This window comes from Paenarthrobacter sp. GQ52 (assembly GCF_059759005.1).
Genome location: NZ_JCAXEJ010000014.1, coordinates 48935 through 64482, shown reverse-complemented (window position 1 = coordinate 64482; position 15548 = coordinate 48935). Strand labels below are relative to the sequence as shown.

Below are 15548 nucleotides of genomic sequence, written 5' to 3'. Positions count from 1 at the left end.
TACGCTTTTGCCATGGCCAACATCATCGAATTCAGCGGACCTGCGCTCGTATCGGCAGACGAAGAGCGCCATGGGCTGTGGTCCGTAGACGGCATACTGACGTTTGAGCGTCCCGGTGCGACGCCGGACAGGATATTGGATGGCTGGGTCCTGCCAGGTTTGGTTGATGCCCACTGTCACATCGGACTCGGCCTTGGAGGAGCGGTGGATGAACAGGCAACGCTCGCCCAGGCCCAAGCAGACCTCAACGCCGGAACGCTGCTGATCCGCGATTGCGGATCGCCCGCCGACACCCGCTGGGTGCAGCAACGAACGGACCTGCCGCGACTGATCAGGTCGGGTCGGCATATCGCCCGGAGCCGGCGTTATCTTCGCGGTTTGGGTCATGAAATTGAGCCGCGGGAACTAGTGGAAACGGTCCGAAAGGAAGCCCGTGACGGAGATGGCTGGGTGAAACTTGTGGGCGACTGGATCGATCGCGGCGTTGGAGACCTCGCTGCCTCGTTCCCCGCGAAGACCGTCAAGGAAGCCATTTCCGCGGCCCACGATGAGGGAGCAAGGGTCACCGCGCATTGTTTCGGTGAGGACACCATCGATGACATGCTCGACGCCAATATCGACTGCATAGAGCACGCCACCGGACTCCTTTCGCGGCACCTTCCCCGTTTGGTGGAACAGTCAGTGCCCATCGTCCCCACCCTGGTCAACATCGCTACCTTCCCGGATATCGCAGCCCAGGCAGCGCCGAAGTTTCCGGAGTACGCGGACCACATGATGCGTCTCTGGGAGCGTCGTCGCGAGCGTGTGCTGGAGGCCTTCGAAGCGGGGGTTTCCGTCTATGCCGGTACCGACGCCGGTAGCGTGATCAAACACGGCAGGATTGCGGACGAAATGATGGAACTGCACGACGCCGGCCTTCCGCCGGCGGCGGTCCTGCACGCCGCCGCCTGGGGCGCCCGTGAGTGGCTGGGAGTCGAGGGCATCAGCGAAGGCGCAAGTGCCGACGTCGTGCTTTGCAGTGACGATCCACGCCGTCATCCGGGTACCATCGCGGCGCTCAAACACGTCGTGCTCAGGGGTAATGTCGTTCGTTAGGAATAAATTGAAGCTTCAAGTAATTTAGATAGGTAAGAAGGTGCCGATGCGCGGCCACCTCAGAACCGGGAGCTTCACATGACCTCATCATTCAGCCAGGATCTTCTGCCTGCCGAACTCACCATGGGCACCGTCATGCTCAAGGTGGGCGACATGAAGGTCATGAGCGACTACTATCAGCGAGCACTTGGCCTGGAAGTCGTGGCTGAGCAGGATGGTGGCCTGTACCTCGGACGCGTAGCTAAGCCCATTGTCCACCTTGCCCCCGCTGCGGGACTGCAGATTCCCGGGCGGGGAGAGGCCGGTCTGTTCCACACAGCAATCCTGTTCCAGGATCAGCCGTCGCTGGCCGCGACTATTGCTACGGCAGCGGAGTACGAACCTCGTGCTTTCGCAGGCAGCGCCGACCACCTGGTGAGCGAAGCGTTCTACTTCACTGACCCCGAAGGCAACGGAATTGAGCTTTACTACGACAAGCCGCGTGAGCTCTGGCAGTGGGACGGCAGCAATGTTGTGATGGACAATGTGGCCTTGCCTCCGCAGCGCTTCCTCCAGCAGCACCTGAGTGAAGCTGCAGTGACGGGTCAACGCGAGGCCGCTGCCGGGATCGGGCACGTGCACTTGCAGGTGGGTGACGTCGAAACTGCGCAAAAGTTCTATGTGGAGACCCTCGGCTTCGAGCGGACCGCAGGCTGGCATGGCCAGGCGTTGTTCGTTTCCGCCGGCGGCTACCACCATCACATGGCCATGAACGTCTGGAACAGCCGCGGAGCCGGCCCCCGAAAGGACACTCTCGGACTCGGGGAGGTTCTGATCGAAGTGCCCGGAAGTGACGACGTCGCAGCGTTGGCGGATCGACTGAAGGTTGCAGGAGTGCAGCATCAGCACACCGGGGCCGAGCTTCAGTTTAAGGACCCTTGGCGGAACAAGCTGCGGGTTGCCGTCCGCTAGCAGCTTGCCGCTTCTCCTGCACTAGGCTGGGCAGTGACGGCACGGAGCCATTCGGATTCGTGCCGCCGCCCCGTCAGCACGAAGGAATGAGAGTACTCTCCATGGGCTTTGCCGAAATTTTTGTAGCCACCCACGATGAAGCACTCAAGCGGGCAGCTGCCCTTGAAAAGGGTGCCGATGTAACCGGCCCCGCCGTGAGGATCGAGGGAATCACCGACTTCGAGGTGGAGCAGTTGGGCGACCTCGCAGGACAAGCTGTCCACGCCGCCGGAGCTGACTATGAGCTTGCCCTGGTTGATGTCACCAGTGATGCCCTTCTTGGGGTTCCTGAAGCCATGGTGAGGGCGTTGGCCGAACTGCTCACCTATGAAAGCGAAGGCGACGCGAACGTCCTCGATGACGTGGCTGCTGCCTGGGCCGCGCAGGACGATATGCCGTTTGATGCAGCCCGATCGCGCCAGTATGTCCAGCAGTTGGCCGCCCTCGCCACGGATGTCGAAAAGGCGGAACGCTCCGGACTCTTCGTCTGGTCTGAATGATGCATTGACGCGGACCATGCGGCACGTTTTATTCGGGGGAGTGGGCAAGAACACGCCGCTCGACGTGGGCTGAGTCGTATTTGCTCCGGGCATCTGGCACAATAGACAGGTACTCGATCGGTGCGGCCCCTCTCTCCGTGCTCGTATCTTGTCCTTCGAACCGTCAAGTATGGCCCGCCCCACGGGTGCAAAACGTCGGGTTCACCTCGTTTCAGAAACAGGAGTGACCACAAAAGTGGCCGTAAAGATTCGCCTTAAGCGCTTCGGTAAGATGCGCGCACCGTACTACCGCATTGTCGTCATGGATGCCCGCGCCAAGCGCGATGGCCGTGCCATTGAAGAAATCGGCAAGTACCACCCCACCGAAGAGCCGTCGTACATCGAGGTCGCTTCCGAGCGCGCCCAGTACTGGCTTTCCGTTGGCGCCCAGCCCACCGAGCAGGTTGCCGCGATCCTCAAGATCACCGGTGACTGGCAGAAGTTCAAGGGCCTGCCGGGCCAGGAAGGCACCCTGAAGACCAAAGCTCCGAAGGAAGCCTTCGTAGCCCCGGAGAAGGGTTCCGTCATCATTCCGGAAGCCATCACCAAGAAGGCCAAGAAGGACGAAGCCGAAGCTCCGGCCGAGGCTGAAGCAGAGACCACCGAGGCTGAGTAAGTTGCTGGCAGAAGCGCTCGAGCACTTGGTCCGTGGGATCGTTGACAGCCCTGAGGATGTCAAGGTCAGTGCCAAGAACAACCGCCGCGGGGAATCCCTCGAGGTGCGTGTTCACCAGGAGGACCTCGGACGAGTGATCGGCCGTCAGGGACGCACCGCACGCGCATTGCGCACTGTGGTTGCAGCCTTGGCTGGTGGCGAGCAGGTCAGGGTCGACGTCGTCGACACCGACCGTCGCCGGTAACGCGCTCAGCAATACTTGTCTTAGATCCGGCCCCTTCACCGAATATGGTGGAGGGGCCGGATTGCTTTATCCACATTTTCCTGTCCGTTGCCACCCGGTGGCGCGGACATTACAAGAATTCAGAGGAACCCATGCAGCTCCAGGTGGCCCGGATCGGCAAACCCCATGGCATCCGCGGCGAGGTTACGGTGCAGGTTCTCACCGATGCCCCCTCCGAGCGCTTCGTCGCCGGAACGGAGTTCGTCGTTGAGCCCGCCTCCGCTGGACCTTTGACCATCCGCAGTGCCAGGTGGAACAAGGACATCCTCCTGCTTGGCTTCGAAGAAATTGCCGACCGCAATGCCGCCGAGGTCATCCGTGGGGCGAAGCTCTTCATCGAAACCGAGGAACTCGACGACGAAGACGATGATGAGGGCTGGTACGAGCACGAGCTCGTTGGCCTGGAGGCCCGGGTAGGTTCGCAAGTGGTGGGCAAGGTTGCCGCCCTCACCACGCTGCCCGTTCAGGATCTGTTGACGGTCAAGGCTGACAACGGCAAGGAAATCCTGGTTCCCTTCGTCGAGGAAATTGTGCCGGAGGTCAACGTCGAGGGTGGGTACATCCTTATCACCCCGCCGACTGGGCTCTTTGAGATCAACGACGAAAACCCCAAGGAGCCCACGGACGACGCCGGGGATGATGCCTGAATGAGGATCGATGTCGTCAGCATATTTCCTGAGTACCTCGCCCCGCTCGAGCTGTCGCTCATCGGCAAGGCCCGCCAGGACGGGTTGTTGGAGCTCAACGTCCACGATCTGCGCACCTTCACCACCGACAAGCACCGGACCGTAGATGACACGCCGTACGGTGGCGGCGCTGGAATGGTCATGAAACCGGAGCCATGGGCCCAGGCCCTCGAATCGGTTGCCGCAGCCCGCGAAGGCTCCAAGCCGGTGCTGATTGTCCCTTCGCCGGCAGGGGAGAAGTTCAACCAGGCCTTGGCCTATGAGCTAGCCGAAGAAGAGCAGCTGGTCTTCGCCTGCGGACGCTACGAAGGCATCGACGAGCGCGTCATCGATTGGGCGCAGGAACACTTCACGGTCCGGCCCGTAAGTCTCGGTGACTACGTCCTCAACGGCGGAGAAGTGGCCGTGTTGGCCATGGTCGAGGCCATTGGCCGCCTCCTTCCCGGCGTGGTTGGCAACCCTGAGTCTTTGGTAGAGGAGTCCCACTCCGATGGCCTCCTGGAGTATCCCGTGTACACCAAACCGTCGGCATGGCGGGAACACGACGTCCCTCCGATCCTCCTCAGCGGTAACCACGGCAAGATTGCACAGTGGCGGCGCCACGAGCAGTTCCGCCGGACGGCTGAGCGCCGGCCTGATCTTATGGAGGGTTTCGACGCCGGTGTGTTGAGTCGCGCGGACCGTATGGCCCTCGCGGACCTTGGGTACGACGTCGTTGACGGCCGCCTCCGTGCCAGACCGGTCGGGGACGCCGAAAACTAAGTCCACTTTCCGCCGTCGAACGTTCGGAACTCATGGCAGTTGGCCGGATGGTGGCGACTATGGCAGAATTAACCCTTGTGTCTGCTGGGCTGACACCTGCCACAGGGGGAGTTCAGCCAACAGTCGGACAACCCGGCGACGCCAATCAGTGGCGGAGCTGGACACTAAGAAACTTCGGCAGGGATTTCCGGTTGCTTTCGTGCCCGGGCTTGTCTGCCGTAACCCAAAGTGAATGACCTGTGGCGTTCACCAGGAGTGGATTAATGCATATCCTCGATAGCGTAGATGCAGCCTCGCTGCGTAACGATGTTCCGGAGTTCCGCGCGGGCGACACCCTCAAGGTTCACGTCAACATCATCGAAGGCAAGAACTCCCGTGTCCAGGTATTCCAGGGCTTCGTCCTGGGCCGCCAGGGTGACGGCGTTCGCGAAACCTTCACCGTGCGCAAGGTTTCCTTCGGTGTCGGCGTAGAGCGTACCTTCCCGGTACACTCCCCGATCATCGACAAGATCGAGGTCGTCACCAAGGGTGACGTCCGCCGCGCGAAGCTTTACTACATGCGCGCACTGCGCGGTAAGGCTGCGAAGATCAAGGAAAAGCGCGACTTCGCCAAGTAAGTCCCGCGACTTACGCAACGGGTCCAGGATTCGTGCCCGGTAGTTCCGGAGCAATCCGCAACGCAACAGGGATACGAGTCATGGACACAACAGAACGCCAGCCCCGTAAACAGGGCTGGCGTTTTGTTTTGCTCGCACTGGTGCTGGCCGTCGCGATCAGCGGCCTGGTCCGGTCCTTGTGGCTGGATGTCTACTACATTCCGTCCGAGTCCATGGAGCCCCTCCTCGTTGAAGGGGACAGGATCCTGGTTTCGCGGACGGCCTTCAGCGCCGAGCCGATCCGCCGCGGGGACGTTGTGGTCTTCGACGGCCGCGGTTCCTTCGCACCCTTGAGCAGCGGTCAGAGCCCATTCGTTGACGCGGTGTCGGCTGCAAGCCAATGGTTCGGGCTTACCGGCAGTGACACGACATACGTCAAGCGGGTCATTGGGGTCGGGGGCGACCACGTCCAGTGCTGTGACGCAGCAGGGCATCTCACGGTCAATGGTCAGATTCTTGAGGAACCATATCTGTATTCGGGGGATGAGCCCAGCACGCAGAAATTCGACGTCGTAGTTCCTGATGGCCGACTATGGCTCATGGGTGACCACCGTTCGCGTTCTGCTGACTCCCGTGGACTACTGGGGGCGCCGGGTGGCGGCATGGTCCCGGTCGAGCGTGTTATCGGGCGACCGGTTCAGATTGTTTGGCCACTTGATAGATTTGCAGAGATGCCTCGCTCAGCGCAGGCTGAAACATCATCGAAGAACGGACAGTAAATGCCGGACAAAGCTCCTGAGAATCCCGAGCGGTACGACGACGACGCCCGGCTCTCGGACGGAACGGCAAGTGCCGCCGCCGGTGTGGCTGAGCCGCGCCAGGTCGACGGCGTCACATCCGGCTCGCGCCATGCCGCGGACGAGCCCCGTTCCCGTGATTCTGAAGGCGGCTCCCACGCTGCAGAGAAGCCGCGCAAAAACCCCGTGCTCGTGTGGGTCAAGGAGATCGTCACTGTGGTGGCGATTGCGCTGGTGCTGTCCTTCCTTCTCAAAACTTTCCTGTTCAGGGCGTTCTACATTCCTTCCGAGTCCATGGAAAGCACCTTGGACGTCAACGATCGCATCTTCATCAATCTCCTGGTTCCCGGGCCATTCGATCTTGAGCGCGGGGATGTTGTGGTCTTCAAGGATGCCCAGGCTTGGTTGCCGCCCGTGGCCAAGAAGCCGGCCGGGCCCATGGACTGGGTGGGAGACGGTCTGGAGTTCGTAGGTTTGGCTCCTGATGACAATGAGCAACACCTTGTAAAGCGCATCATCGGACTCCCGGGTGACAGAGTTTCCTGCTGCGATGCAGAGGGCCGTCTTTCGATCAACGGTGTGCCTGTCAACGAGACCTATATCAACCCGGCAGAAGTGCCTTCGCCCATGACGTTCGACGTCGTCGTTCCTGAAGGAAAGGTATGGGTGATGGGCGATAACCGAAACCACTCAGAGGACTCCCGGGCGCACCAGGAAGTCAATGGTGGCTTCGTTGACATTGAGGACGTCGAAGGCAAGGCCACCGTCATCGCTTGGCCGATCAACCGCTGGACCATCCTCGATAACTATCAGGACGTTTTCCGTGACGTCCCTGAAGGCACCTCGTCAAAGTAAGGCATCCCGGCAAAGTAATGGCAACAACTGCTAACGGCACGAAGGGCAAGACGAAGGTCAAAGCCGCGTCCAAGACAACGGCGAAATCCACCACCAAGGCCAAGAACCCGGTGGGTTTCCCTACCCTTGATGTCGAACGATCCTTCTTGTCCTCCGGAGTGCGCTTGTTGGCCGGCGTGGATGAGGTTGGGCGGGGAGCATTGGCTGGTCCTGTGAGTGTGGGAATTGCCGTGGTCAACCTCGAGAACCACGGCTTGTTGGCAGACGTCCGGGACAGCAAACTGCTCAAGCCTGAGGATCGCGACAGGCTGGAACCACTGGTTCGGGAGTGGGCCGTGGCCTCCGCCGTTGGGCACGCATCGTCCCGGGAGATTGACCAGATCGGCATTATCGGGGCGCTCCGTTTGGCCGGAACCCGCGCCTGGTTCGAGATCCTGGCTGGCGGCGTTACGCCTGATGCGGTGCTGCTTGATGGCAGCCACAACTGGTTGTCGCCCGAGGTTCAGGCCTCTCTCTTCGATACGCCCGACTCGGGACCGTGGTGCGAAGCGCCTGTCCATACCAAGGTCAAGGCCGATATGAGTTGCCTCAGTGTTGCCGCAGCCAGCGTCCTGGCCAAAGTGGCCCGGGACCGCATCATGGTGGGCCTGCATTCGGAACTTCCTGCCTACGGCTGGAACGAGAACAAAGGCTACGCCACCTCTGCCCACCGGGAGATGATCCGGCTGCAGGGCCCAAGCGCGTATCACCGGACGAGCTGGAACCTCACTGGGCCGGAACTCCTCTGACGTCACCCTGAGCGGCGCTGCCGGCTTCCATGGCGCGGGCCGCCCGGCTGATAGTGCAAGATGGAACTATGAGCGCCGAGGACCTTGAGAACTATGAAACCGACATGGAGCTTCAGCTCTACCGCGAGTACCGGGATGTTGTCGGTCTGTTCAGTTATGTAGTGGAAACCGAACGGCGGTTCTACTTGGCTAACCATGTGGACCTGCAGGCGCGCAGCGCGGACGGTGAAGTCTATTTTGACCTGACCCTGCAGGATGCCTGGGTTTGGGACGTTTACCGCTCGGCCCGCTTCGTGAAGAACGTCCGGGTGATCACGTTCAAGGACGTCAATGTGGAAGAGTTGCCGCGAAATGAGGAACTGGCCCTGCCGAAGGATGGCGGACTTGGGGATTTGGGAGATCTCGGTAACTAGCGCCTGCCTTTGCCTGGAGTAGTCCTCCACAACCACCATATGGCCAGGTTTACCCACATAGCTTCATAGGCCTCTGCCGCCGCTTTCCCCCAGCCTGAAAGCTGGTGAGCGGAGGTGGTGGTCATGAGAGCAAAAGACCTGCTTGGTCGAAACGGCGAAGCACTGGCGGCCGGTTTTCTGGAGAACCAGGGAATGCGGATCGTCGATCGCAATTGGCGGTGTCCTCACGGGGAGATCGACATTGTGGCGTTGGAGGGCGACACCTTGGTAGTTGCCGAGGTGAAGACCCGGAAGAGCCTGGATTACGGACATCCTTTTGAGGCGGTGGACGCGGCCAAGCTGGCCCGACTCCACCGGCTCTCATCGGCGTGGTGCCGGGAGCACGACCTCAACGCCCCGCGGAGGCGCATCGATGTCGTGTCCGTGATTGATAGCGGCGTCGGTGAGCCGCAGCTGGAGCATCTGCGGGGTGTCGGCTGATGGGGGTCGGACGCAGCTACTGCGTTGCCCTGGTAGGGCTCAACGGCTACATCGTGGAGGTCGAAGCTGACATTGGCCAAACTCTTCCGAACTTTGTGATCCTTGGGCTCCCTGATGCTTCCTTGAATGAGGCGAAGGAACGCATTCGATCTGCGGCGCAGAATTCCGGGATTCCGCTGAGCAGACGGAAGATCACGGCCAACCTGATTCCCGCTTCCCTCCCCAAGCGGGGCTCTGGATTCGATCTCGCCATCACCATGGCCGTGCTCCGCGCCGCCAACGACATCCGTGAAATTGGTGGAACCGTCTTCATCGCGGAGCTTGGCTTGGACGGCAGGTTGAGGCCGGTACGGGGCATACTTCCTGCCGTAATGGCCGCTGTTCAGGCTGGCTATCCGGATATTGTGGTGGCCGACTCCAACGCCGTGGAGGCCGCCCTTGTTCCCGGGGCAAAGGTCCGCGGTTATAAAACGCTGGCTCGGCTTGCCTTCGACTTTGGCGCCGATCCCAAGGACCTCGCCCTCGATTACAATCCCTTGGACGCCGATGCTCTGGACGAGGACGACGATGTTGCAGCCACGATGCCGGACCTTTGCGATGTGTCGGGGCAGGGCGAGGCGCGACGTGCCCTGGAGGTAGCTGCCGCCGGGGGTCATCACATGTTGCTGACCGGGCCGCCGGGTCTATGTCCTTAACCGTGTATGCGTGAAGGCCTCACGCGAGGGCCGACTGCCGTCAAACATGAGCGCGACATTCATCGGGGGAAGCAGCGCCTGCCCGAGCCCGCCGAGCTGCTGCCCGGGCTCGCCGGGGGACGACGGTGAGCAGTGAGCGCGGACCTCGACGCGGCGATGAAGGCCAGCAGGCTAAGCCATCTCACCGCGGTCTCCGGCCAAACTTGCGGCGTGCGTGTCCCATCCTTCCCGGGACTCATGCCTAGGCAGATGCGGCTGCTCAGAGAGAACTATCGCCACCCATCCCTGAGTTAAGAGTTGGTGCGATCTTTGCCGCTGCCACCGGTCGTGCCTATGCATCGCGGGGCGAGAGGGGTTCACGACCCAGGACAACCCGGTCACCCGGTCGCGGCGATTCCGCATGTTCATCTACGACGTCGGGCTTGCCGCCGCCCCTACCGGTATAGCGATCCCGGGGTTGGCCCGAATGTGGAGCGACGTCGTGACGAATGCACTGGCGGAGGAATAGCCGCAGACGCTGGCTGTCTGGCTGACGGTCCTGCCCTCGGAGTAACCAGCTAGACCGCACGGGCCTTCTCCTGGCACCGCCATGCATCAACTTCACCCGGTAAAGGCCGCCCCGGATTCGAGTTGTTGAATGATTGAACGAGCTCGCTACGGGAAGGATCAAGGGGCGATCAGGATGTCCAGTCCGCCGGAGTGCCGAAAGGTTGGCCCCACACTTCCGGAGCTTCGCGAGGACATTCAATTGGTGCTGTCGGGCCGGAGTAGAGCCACTCGTCAAAACCTCTTTCACTTATGCCGATAGAGGCCCCTAGAACCCAGCCAGAAACGGTGGCCCGCCAGAACCAGATGACCTTACCGTCGGATGAAACCCGTGTTTCTATCCGTGGATCTTCAGGCAGCCCTGCTTTTATGAAATCGCCTACGGTGTAGACGCCCCCAACCAGGTCCCTTCTCATATGCCCCTTTGAAGCATGCCAACCCATGGCCGAAGTGAGGAGCTTCCGCAACATTGCCTTAGTTTCGCGAAACTCTCGATTGTCTAACCTGCGACCATGTTCGTCGGTAACCTCGCTACCGGCTGCCGCGGCTTCCCGTTCCTTCCGAAGCCGTACAGCCTCCCGTTGGGCCAGTGGCCTTGCCCACTGAACGAGGGCATGGAGTACGGACCAGTATTTAGCTGAGTTCACACGAGTGTCATAAGCGAGTTCGCGCCCGTGGGCGACCCCATGGCGGGACAAGCTGCCCGCCGTTTGTGTCCGGCTGACCCCTTCTCCAAGAATCTTTTGCAGAGTGGCCAGGCAGGCCTCCACTCCAACGAGCTGCAGAGGGTCCACCAGATCAGCTTTGTACGTCGCGGCCTGCGTGAAGAACTTTTTGTCAGCGGCCACGTCCATCACTATTCCCTCCATCTGATTCTGAATCAGAGGGATAGATGCGTCATACCGCCCGGCTTCGTGGTGTTCTTTGGCTTTCAAGACAAGGCGAGCCCGCTCCCTGAACAGCGCGTGATACTCAGGCTGCCCCTCTCCGGCGCCCATGACGGAAACACGGGAGAATACCTGCTTGGTTCGCCAGCTCCCCTCGCCCTCCCATTGATCGGCCAGCAATTCATCAGCATCATCACCGCGACCAGCGCGGACCAGAAGGGCGGCTTGGTTTACAGCATTGGTGTCCATATGGAAAGGAGCCCATCCCCTGGGCACTAGAACCCCTAAAGCTTCCTCCATCGCATGCAGAAGCTGCCGGTACTCAGCACTAAGGCCACCCAACTGAGCCCACTGTTCCGCCAGACCTTCCTTCACGCTGGCTAACCACTCCGGCAGTTCGGGAGACGATTCAACAGCTTCAATCAACGCAAAGTGCTGACCGGATGGATCGACTGCCCTCCGAATCTGTTCCCGGAGGGTACGGACTTCTTGACCTTCATGCCCTGACTTAGACACTTAATGTCCCTTCCCCAAGAATTTGAGGCGCAGTGAACAGGCCCCTGTTACGTGACTCTAGCCGGAAGAGGAACCTTCACCGAGCAATCGCCGCAATAGCTGCTGACGGGTCGCAGCAGTGACCGCCAACCGTCTCCGGAGCACTCATCATCTTTAGGGCCGTGCCAAAGCAGGTGCCCCGGACCCGGCCTGACTCGAACAGACTGCCACCCTCCCCTTCATGGGTGTGGTTATCCGGAACCAGCGCACCTTGAACGGGGTCGGGACCATTGAGGCACCCCGTAGTGGCAAGACGCCAGTGGAGGCCCTCAGGATCTGACTCGCATCCTGCTCGTTCCAGGGCTCTCGTCCCACAACGGACACGCCCTGAGTTTTACAGTGACGCCATGACACACAACGACGAGTATTTGCTTAGCCGGCCCTTCACGCCACAACCCTTCTTCATCCCTGGAGCCCAGGAGGCCGGGGATTCCTCAATCTGGCGCTTGGCGTAACAGGTCTTAGGCTGAAAGCCATCGCGAGTCGCTCCCCGACCAGGTCACCCTGGAACTTTTCTTGGCCGAAGACCACGTAGAAAGACAAACGGTTGGGGGGCTCGGAGGGGCCTGTTGGGGACGAAGCGGCGAATGAATGTTGCCGTTATCGCTGCGAAGAGCGACATGAGGAGCCAGGGAGGGAGTGCCGTGATTGATGGTGTGTAGGCGTGTTCGTAGAGCGGGGCCAGGACCGTATTGCCGATGATGACGGCGAGTCCTCCTGCGGTTGCGAGCAATCCGTAATAGGCGCCTGTGGGGCGCCCGGCGGCGAACTCCAATACTAATCCCATGGCCATGGGCATCACGCACATGTTCCCGAGTGCAAGACCTGTTACGAGCAAGAGGGCCGGAAACATGGATAGACCGCTTGGCGGAGGGATGACAGCCAGGAACGCGATGGAAGCGAAGCCAAGAGACTGCAGGGCAAAGCCGACGGGAAGTGCAATTTCTGGTCCGGCTTTGCGCATGAGCCGGGCTATGGGCCATTGAAGGATGATAGTTAGGACGGATGCGTAGGCAAAAACCACCGCCAACGCACTTGCCCCTGCCCCGCTGCGTTCCAGTTCCACTGGAAGCCCGAAATACAGCTGGTTTGTCGCCAGGAGATTGACGCTGTAGAAGGCCGTGAACCGGACGAACTGTTTCTCCTTAAGGCAGGACCACAGGCCCGGCACCGGTGAGGAGGAGGTCTTTCCGCCTGCTGTTTTGGGGGCGCCGCGGTGTGGTTTTGGCAGGAAGCACAGGAAGACCGCAGCCATCACGGCAAAGACCCCTGCCCCAACCAGCAGGGCGGTGTCAAAGCCTGTTTTGAGTAGAAGAGCTGCCAAAAGCGGACCTACGACAGCACCTACCTCGCCGCAGACCACCAGCAATGTAAAGAGTGTGGATCTGTGGTTTTTCCGTGCGGCGGCGCAATGCGTGGCGCCGTCCTGTCTGGTGCCTTTCTGGGCGATGGGCTGTTCGGCGGCAGATGCCACGAGACTTTGCATCGCAGGCGCAAAAAGCGCGCCGCCAATGCCCGTCACCACGGCACCGAGTAGGAACAGCGGGAAGTCCGATGCCCACGCCAAAAGCAGAAAGCCCACGACCCGTACTAGACAACCGGCAATCATTGACTGCCTTGCTCCCCATCGGTCGGCAAGCGCCCCTCCGAAAAGAAACAATCCTTGCTGTGCAAATGTGCGCGCGCCAAGAACGATCCCGACCGCCAACGTTCCCATGCCGAAGTCGTCCCGCATCACGCCTGCGAGAAACGGCACCACGGAATAGAAGCCGATGTTGAAAATCAACTGGCTGGCCAGTAACAGCTGCGGGGCAGGTCCAGCCCTGACAAGACCTTTACGTGCCAGTTGACTCTCCTGATTCTAGAGCCAGCGCTTGAATGGCGCCGGTAGACGGATACTGATGAATGCTGCCTTTCGGTCCTTGAAGAGGCAGGCTGCTGCCACTCATGTGGTTTCCTCCCACTGCCAACCTGCAGAAAAGTGGGGGAATTCAGGCGTGGTGAGGGTCATTTGGGACTGGTTTCCGTTTCTCCTGCACAACTTCCTAAGCACACCCTGGGAAGAGACGGGTGACCTGGGCGGGCTGAAGGGGTCGCGTCGCGTGGCCTTGGAGGAGGAAGAACAGTCGTGCTGTTTCTTCTACTTCCTCAACAGCGTCCACAGCCTGTGCGAGGGAAGGCGCGGAAACGATCGGTCCGTGGTTGGCCAGCAGCAGGCCTCGGGTCGATTCTGCGGCTTTTTGGGCGGCCTCGGCCAGGCCTCGGTCTCCGGGTGCGAAATATGGCAACCGGACCAGCCGTCCGACCCGCATCACAAAGTAGGCCGTCAAGGGTGGCAGAACGTCATCGTCGTCCAGGTCGTCCAGGCATGAAAGAGCGGTGGAGTAGGTCGAATGCAGATGGACTGCGGCATGGTCCTGTGGCCGCGCCCGGTACATCGCCAGGTGCAGGAATGCCTCTTTGGACGGGCGGGCTCCGGACAGGTGTTCGCCGGTGTCGGAGACCATTGACAGATCGTCTGTTGTGAGTTCACCCAGGGAGGCGTTGGTGGGGGTGACCAGCATTCCGCCGTCCACGCGCGCACTGAGGTTTCCGGATGTTCCCCTGGTGAGTCCTCTTTGGTGCAGGGACCTGGCCAATCGGACGAGCTCGTTGCGGCTATCCATGTCGGTCACCGGTTGTGGTCCCATGCGTCAAGGAAGAGTCCCGGCATTCCGAGGTTTCCTGATTTGAGCAGGATGGACAGCCCGGGGTCAGTTTCCGTTTTCAGCCATGGCACGCCGGGGGAGACTTCCTTGCCGACATGGGCTGTGGTGATGCCGAGCCTGCGGACTACAGCGCCGGAGGTTTCTCCGCCAGCGACGATGAGTTGTCGGCAGCCCAGACCGACGAGCCCTTTGGCGATCGTGGAAAGGCTGTCTTCGGTTATTTCCGCGGCCCGGGCCTGGCCAAGTTCCTTTTGCGCTCTCGAGACTTCCTGTGGGGAGGCCGTGGAATGGATCAGGATCGGGCCGTCCGCAAGATTTTCCCGCGCGAACAGCAGCGCTTCGGCGACGACGTCTTGTCCTTCGGCGATGGCGACAGGGTCGACCAGGAAGCAGGGGCGGAACTGGCGGAAAGTGTCGATTTGGGCGTTCGTCATCTCCGAGCAGCTGCCAGCGACGACGGCGGCCGGGCCCGTTGGCCGGGCGGCGCGTGCCGATTCTGATTGGACGCGGAACCCGCGGGCAGCCGCCAGCCCTCCGACCAGTCCTGATCCGCCGGTGACAAGCGCGTGATCGAGCGCTGCAGCCCCCAGCACTGCGAGGTGGCGGTCATTAAGTGTGTCGACGACGGCGTACTCGGTACCTTGGCCGCTCAGGGTCTCGAACTGGGATTGAACTGCGGGGGCACCTGCTTCGATGACGCTGTAGCCGATGTGGCCCACGACGTTTTTGGTTTGGGCCTGGAGCAGCCTTGGCACGCTCGAATCAGTCATCGGGGTCAGCGGATGATTGCGCATGGATGATTCCTGCAGGAGATCCGTGCCTGCGAACAGCACACCGTTGTACACGGTCCTCCTCAGTGCCGGGGTTCCGGGAGCGACGACTGTGATCTGACCGGCCGGGACGAACTCTTTGCGCAGGACGTCCGCCACCGGGCCGATGTTGCCTTCCGGGGTGGAATCGAACGTGGAGCAGTACTTGAAGTAGAGCTGCTGAACGCCCCGGGACTTGAGGGCCCGTGCCGCGGCCAGACACTCCTCTACAGCCTGGGCGGCGGGCACGCTGCGGGTCTTCAGGGAAACGACTATGCAGTCAACGTCGTCCAGCTGCATCGATGGCTCGGGGATGCCGAAGGTCTGCACGACCCGCATCCCGGCGCCCACAAGAGTGCCGGCCACGTCGGAGGCTCCTGTGAAGTCGTCGGCGATGACTCCCAGCCAGGGGACATTCGCTGTCATTTGAGTGTTTGACATAGTCGGA

The 15548-nt window shown here is 61.0% G+C and carries 17 protein-coding genes and 1 pseudogene; 14 read left to right on the top strand and 4 right to left on the bottom strand.

Annotation, left to right across the window (positions count from 1 at the left end):
* Nucleotides 1–12 precede the first annotated feature (12 nt).
* The 14 genes and pseudogenes from AC6CH8_RS16670 to AC6CH8_RS16605 all read left to right on the top strand — a co-directional run.
* Nucleotides 13–1095 (top strand): amidohydrolase family protein, encoded by a 1083-nt coding sequence (locus tag AC6CH8_RS16670; RefSeq protein ID WP_498191548.1) that lies wholly within the window; start codon nt 13–15, stop codon nt 1093–1095.
* Nucleotides 1096–1173: 78 nt separating this feature from the next.
* Nucleotides 1174–2046, top strand: coding sequence for a VOC family protein (locus AC6CH8_RS16665; protein ID WP_498191547.1), 873 nt, complete (start codon nt 1174–1176; stop codon nt 2044–2046).
* A gap of 86 nt (nt 2047–2132) precedes the next feature.
* A complete protein-coding gene (locus tag AC6CH8_RS16660) occupies nt 2133–2585 on the top strand; it encodes a hypothetical protein (protein ID WP_091468112.1) in 453 nt (150 codons plus the stop codon).
* 235 nt (nt 2586–2820) lie between these two features.
* Entirely contained in the window at nt 2821–3240 is a 420-nt protein-coding gene (gene rpsP, locus AC6CH8_RS16655; protein ID WP_017199647.1) for a 30S ribosomal protein S16, read from the top strand.
* A 1-nt stretch (nt 3241) separates the two neighbouring features.
* Nucleotides 3242–3484: an RNA-binding protein gene (locus AC6CH8_RS16650; RefSeq protein ID WP_011775119.1), complete on the top strand. Its 243-nt coding sequence runs from the start codon at nt 3242–3244 to the stop codon at nt 3482–3484.
* 131 nt (nt 3485–3615) lie between these two features.
* Complete coding sequence (rimM, locus tag AC6CH8_RS16645) at nt 3616–4170, top strand: ribosome maturation factor RimM (RefSeq protein WP_178996731.1); 555 nt, start codon at nt 3616–3618, stop codon at nt 4168–4170.
* Entirely contained in the window at nt 4171–4971 is an 801-nt protein-coding gene (gene trmD / locus AC6CH8_RS16640; protein ID WP_498191546.1) for a tRNA (guanosine(37)-N1)-methyltransferase TrmD, read from the top strand.
* 263 nt (nt 4972–5234) lie between these two features.
* Entirely contained in the window at nt 5235–5588 is a 354-nt protein-coding gene (gene rplS, locus AC6CH8_RS16635) for a 50S ribosomal protein L19 (protein WP_014922079.1), read from the top strand.
* An 80-nt stretch (nt 5589–5668) separates the two neighbouring features.
* Nucleotides 5669–6346, top strand: a complete 678-nt coding sequence (gene lepB, locus AC6CH8_RS16630; RefSeq protein WP_498191545.1) for a signal peptidase I — start codon at nt 5669–5671, stop codon at nt 6344–6346.
* On the top strand, nt 6347–7219 hold the full coding sequence (lepB, locus tag AC6CH8_RS16625) for a signal peptidase I (RefSeq protein WP_364308682.1): 873 nt from the start codon (nt 6347–6349) through the stop codon (nt 7217–7219).
* Nucleotides 7220–7236: 17 nt separating this feature from the next.
* The gene (gene rnhB / locus AC6CH8_RS16620) at nt 7237–8007 is read left to right on the top strand and encodes a ribonuclease HII (RefSeq protein WP_498191544.1); all 771 of its coding nucleotides are present in this window, start codon (nt 7237–7239) and stop codon (nt 8005–8007) included.
* 68 nt (nt 8008–8075) lie between these two features.
* Nucleotides 8076–8420 (top strand): DUF2469 domain-containing protein, encoded by a 345-nt coding sequence (locus AC6CH8_RS16615; protein WP_026005632.1) that lies wholly within the window; start codon nt 8076–8078, stop codon nt 8418–8420.
* 114 nt (nt 8421–8534) lie between these two features.
* Nucleotides 8535–8900 (top strand): YraN family protein, encoded by a 366-nt coding sequence (locus AC6CH8_RS16610; RefSeq protein WP_498191543.1) that lies wholly within the window; start codon nt 8535–8537, stop codon nt 8898–8900.
* Nucleotides 8900–9583 (top strand): annotated as a pseudogene (locus tag AC6CH8_RS16605) (magnesium chelatase domain-containing protein); the annotation flags it as partial. The gene AC6CH8_RS16610 and the pseudogene AC6CH8_RS16605, both read left to right, overlap by 1 nt.
* A gap of 689 nt (nt 9584–10272) precedes the next feature.
* Here the strand turns inward: AC6CH8_RS16605 and AC6CH8_RS16600 are convergent.
* The 4 genes from AC6CH8_RS16600 to otnK all read right to left on the bottom strand — a co-directional run bounded on the left by AC6CH8_RS16600 (nt 10273) and on the right by otnK (nt 15541).
* The gene (locus tag AC6CH8_RS16600; protein ID WP_498191542.1) at nt 10273–11544 is read right to left on the bottom strand and encodes a hypothetical protein; all 1272 of its coding nucleotides are present in this window, start codon (nt 11542–11544) and stop codon (nt 10273–10275) included.
* 538 nt (nt 11545–12082) lie between these two features.
* The gene (locus AC6CH8_RS16595; protein ID WP_498191541.1) at nt 12083–13369 is read right to left on the bottom strand and encodes an MFS transporter; all 1287 of its coding nucleotides are present in this window, start codon (nt 13367–13369) and stop codon (nt 12083–12085) included.
* Between the two features lie 259 nt (nt 13370–13628).
* Entirely contained in the window at nt 13629–14249 is a 621-nt protein-coding gene (gene otnC, locus AC6CH8_RS16590) for a 3-oxo-tetronate 4-phosphate decarboxylase (protein ID WP_498191567.1), read from the bottom strand.
* Nucleotides 14250–14254: 5 nt separating this feature from the next.
* Entirely contained in the window at nt 14255–15541 is a 1287-nt protein-coding gene (gene otnK, locus AC6CH8_RS16585) for a 3-oxo-tetronate kinase (protein WP_498191540.1), read from the bottom strand.
* Nucleotides 15542–15548: the final 7 nt, after the last annotated feature.

Excerpts from the sequence above, each read along its gene's own strand:
- AC6CH8_RS16665 (WP_498191547.1), top strand. The coding sequence starts at position 1,174 with ATGACCTCATCATTCAGCCAGGATCTTCTGCCTGCCGAACTCACCATG.
- otnC (WP_498191567.1), bottom strand. The coding sequence starts at position 14,249 with ATGGATAGCCGCAACGAGCTCGTCCGATTGGCCAGGTCCCTGCACCAA.
- rimM (WP_178996731.1), top strand. The coding sequence starts at position 3,616 with ATGCAGCTCCAGGTGGCCCGGATCGGCAAACCCCATGGCATCCGCGGC.
- AC6CH8_RS16670 (WP_498191548.1), top strand. The coding sequence starts at position 13 with ATGGCCAACATCATCGAATTCAGCGGACCTGCGCTCGTATCGGCAGAC.
- trmD (WP_498191546.1), top strand. The coding sequence starts at position 4,171 with ATGAGGATCGATGTCGTCAGCATATTTCCTGAGTACCTCGCCCCGCTC.
- AC6CH8_RS16615 (WP_026005632.1), top strand. The coding sequence starts at position 8,076 with ATGAGCGCCGAGGACCTTGAGAACTATGAAACCGACATGGAGCTTCAG.
- lepB (WP_364308682.1), top strand. The coding sequence starts at position 6,347 with ATGCCGGACAAAGCTCCTGAGAATCCCGAGCGGTACGACGACGACGCC.
- rplS (WP_014922079.1), top strand. The coding sequence starts at position 5,235 with ATGCATATCCTCGATAGCGTAGATGCAGCCTCGCTGCGTAACGATGTT.
- lepB (WP_498191545.1), top strand. The coding sequence starts at position 5,669 with ATGGACACAACAGAACGCCAGCCCCGTAAACAGGGCTGGCGTTTTGTT.
- otnK (WP_498191540.1), bottom strand. The coding sequence starts at position 15,541 with ATGTCAAACACTCAAATGACAGCGAATGTCCCCTGGCTGGGAGTCATC.
- AC6CH8_RS16660 (WP_091468112.1), top strand. The coding sequence starts at position 2,133 with ATGAGAGTACTCTCCATGGGCTTTGCCGAAATTTTTGTAGCCACCCAC.
- rnhB (WP_498191544.1), top strand. The coding sequence starts at position 7,237 with ATGGCAACAACTGCTAACGGCACGAAGGGCAAGACGAAGGTCAAAGCC.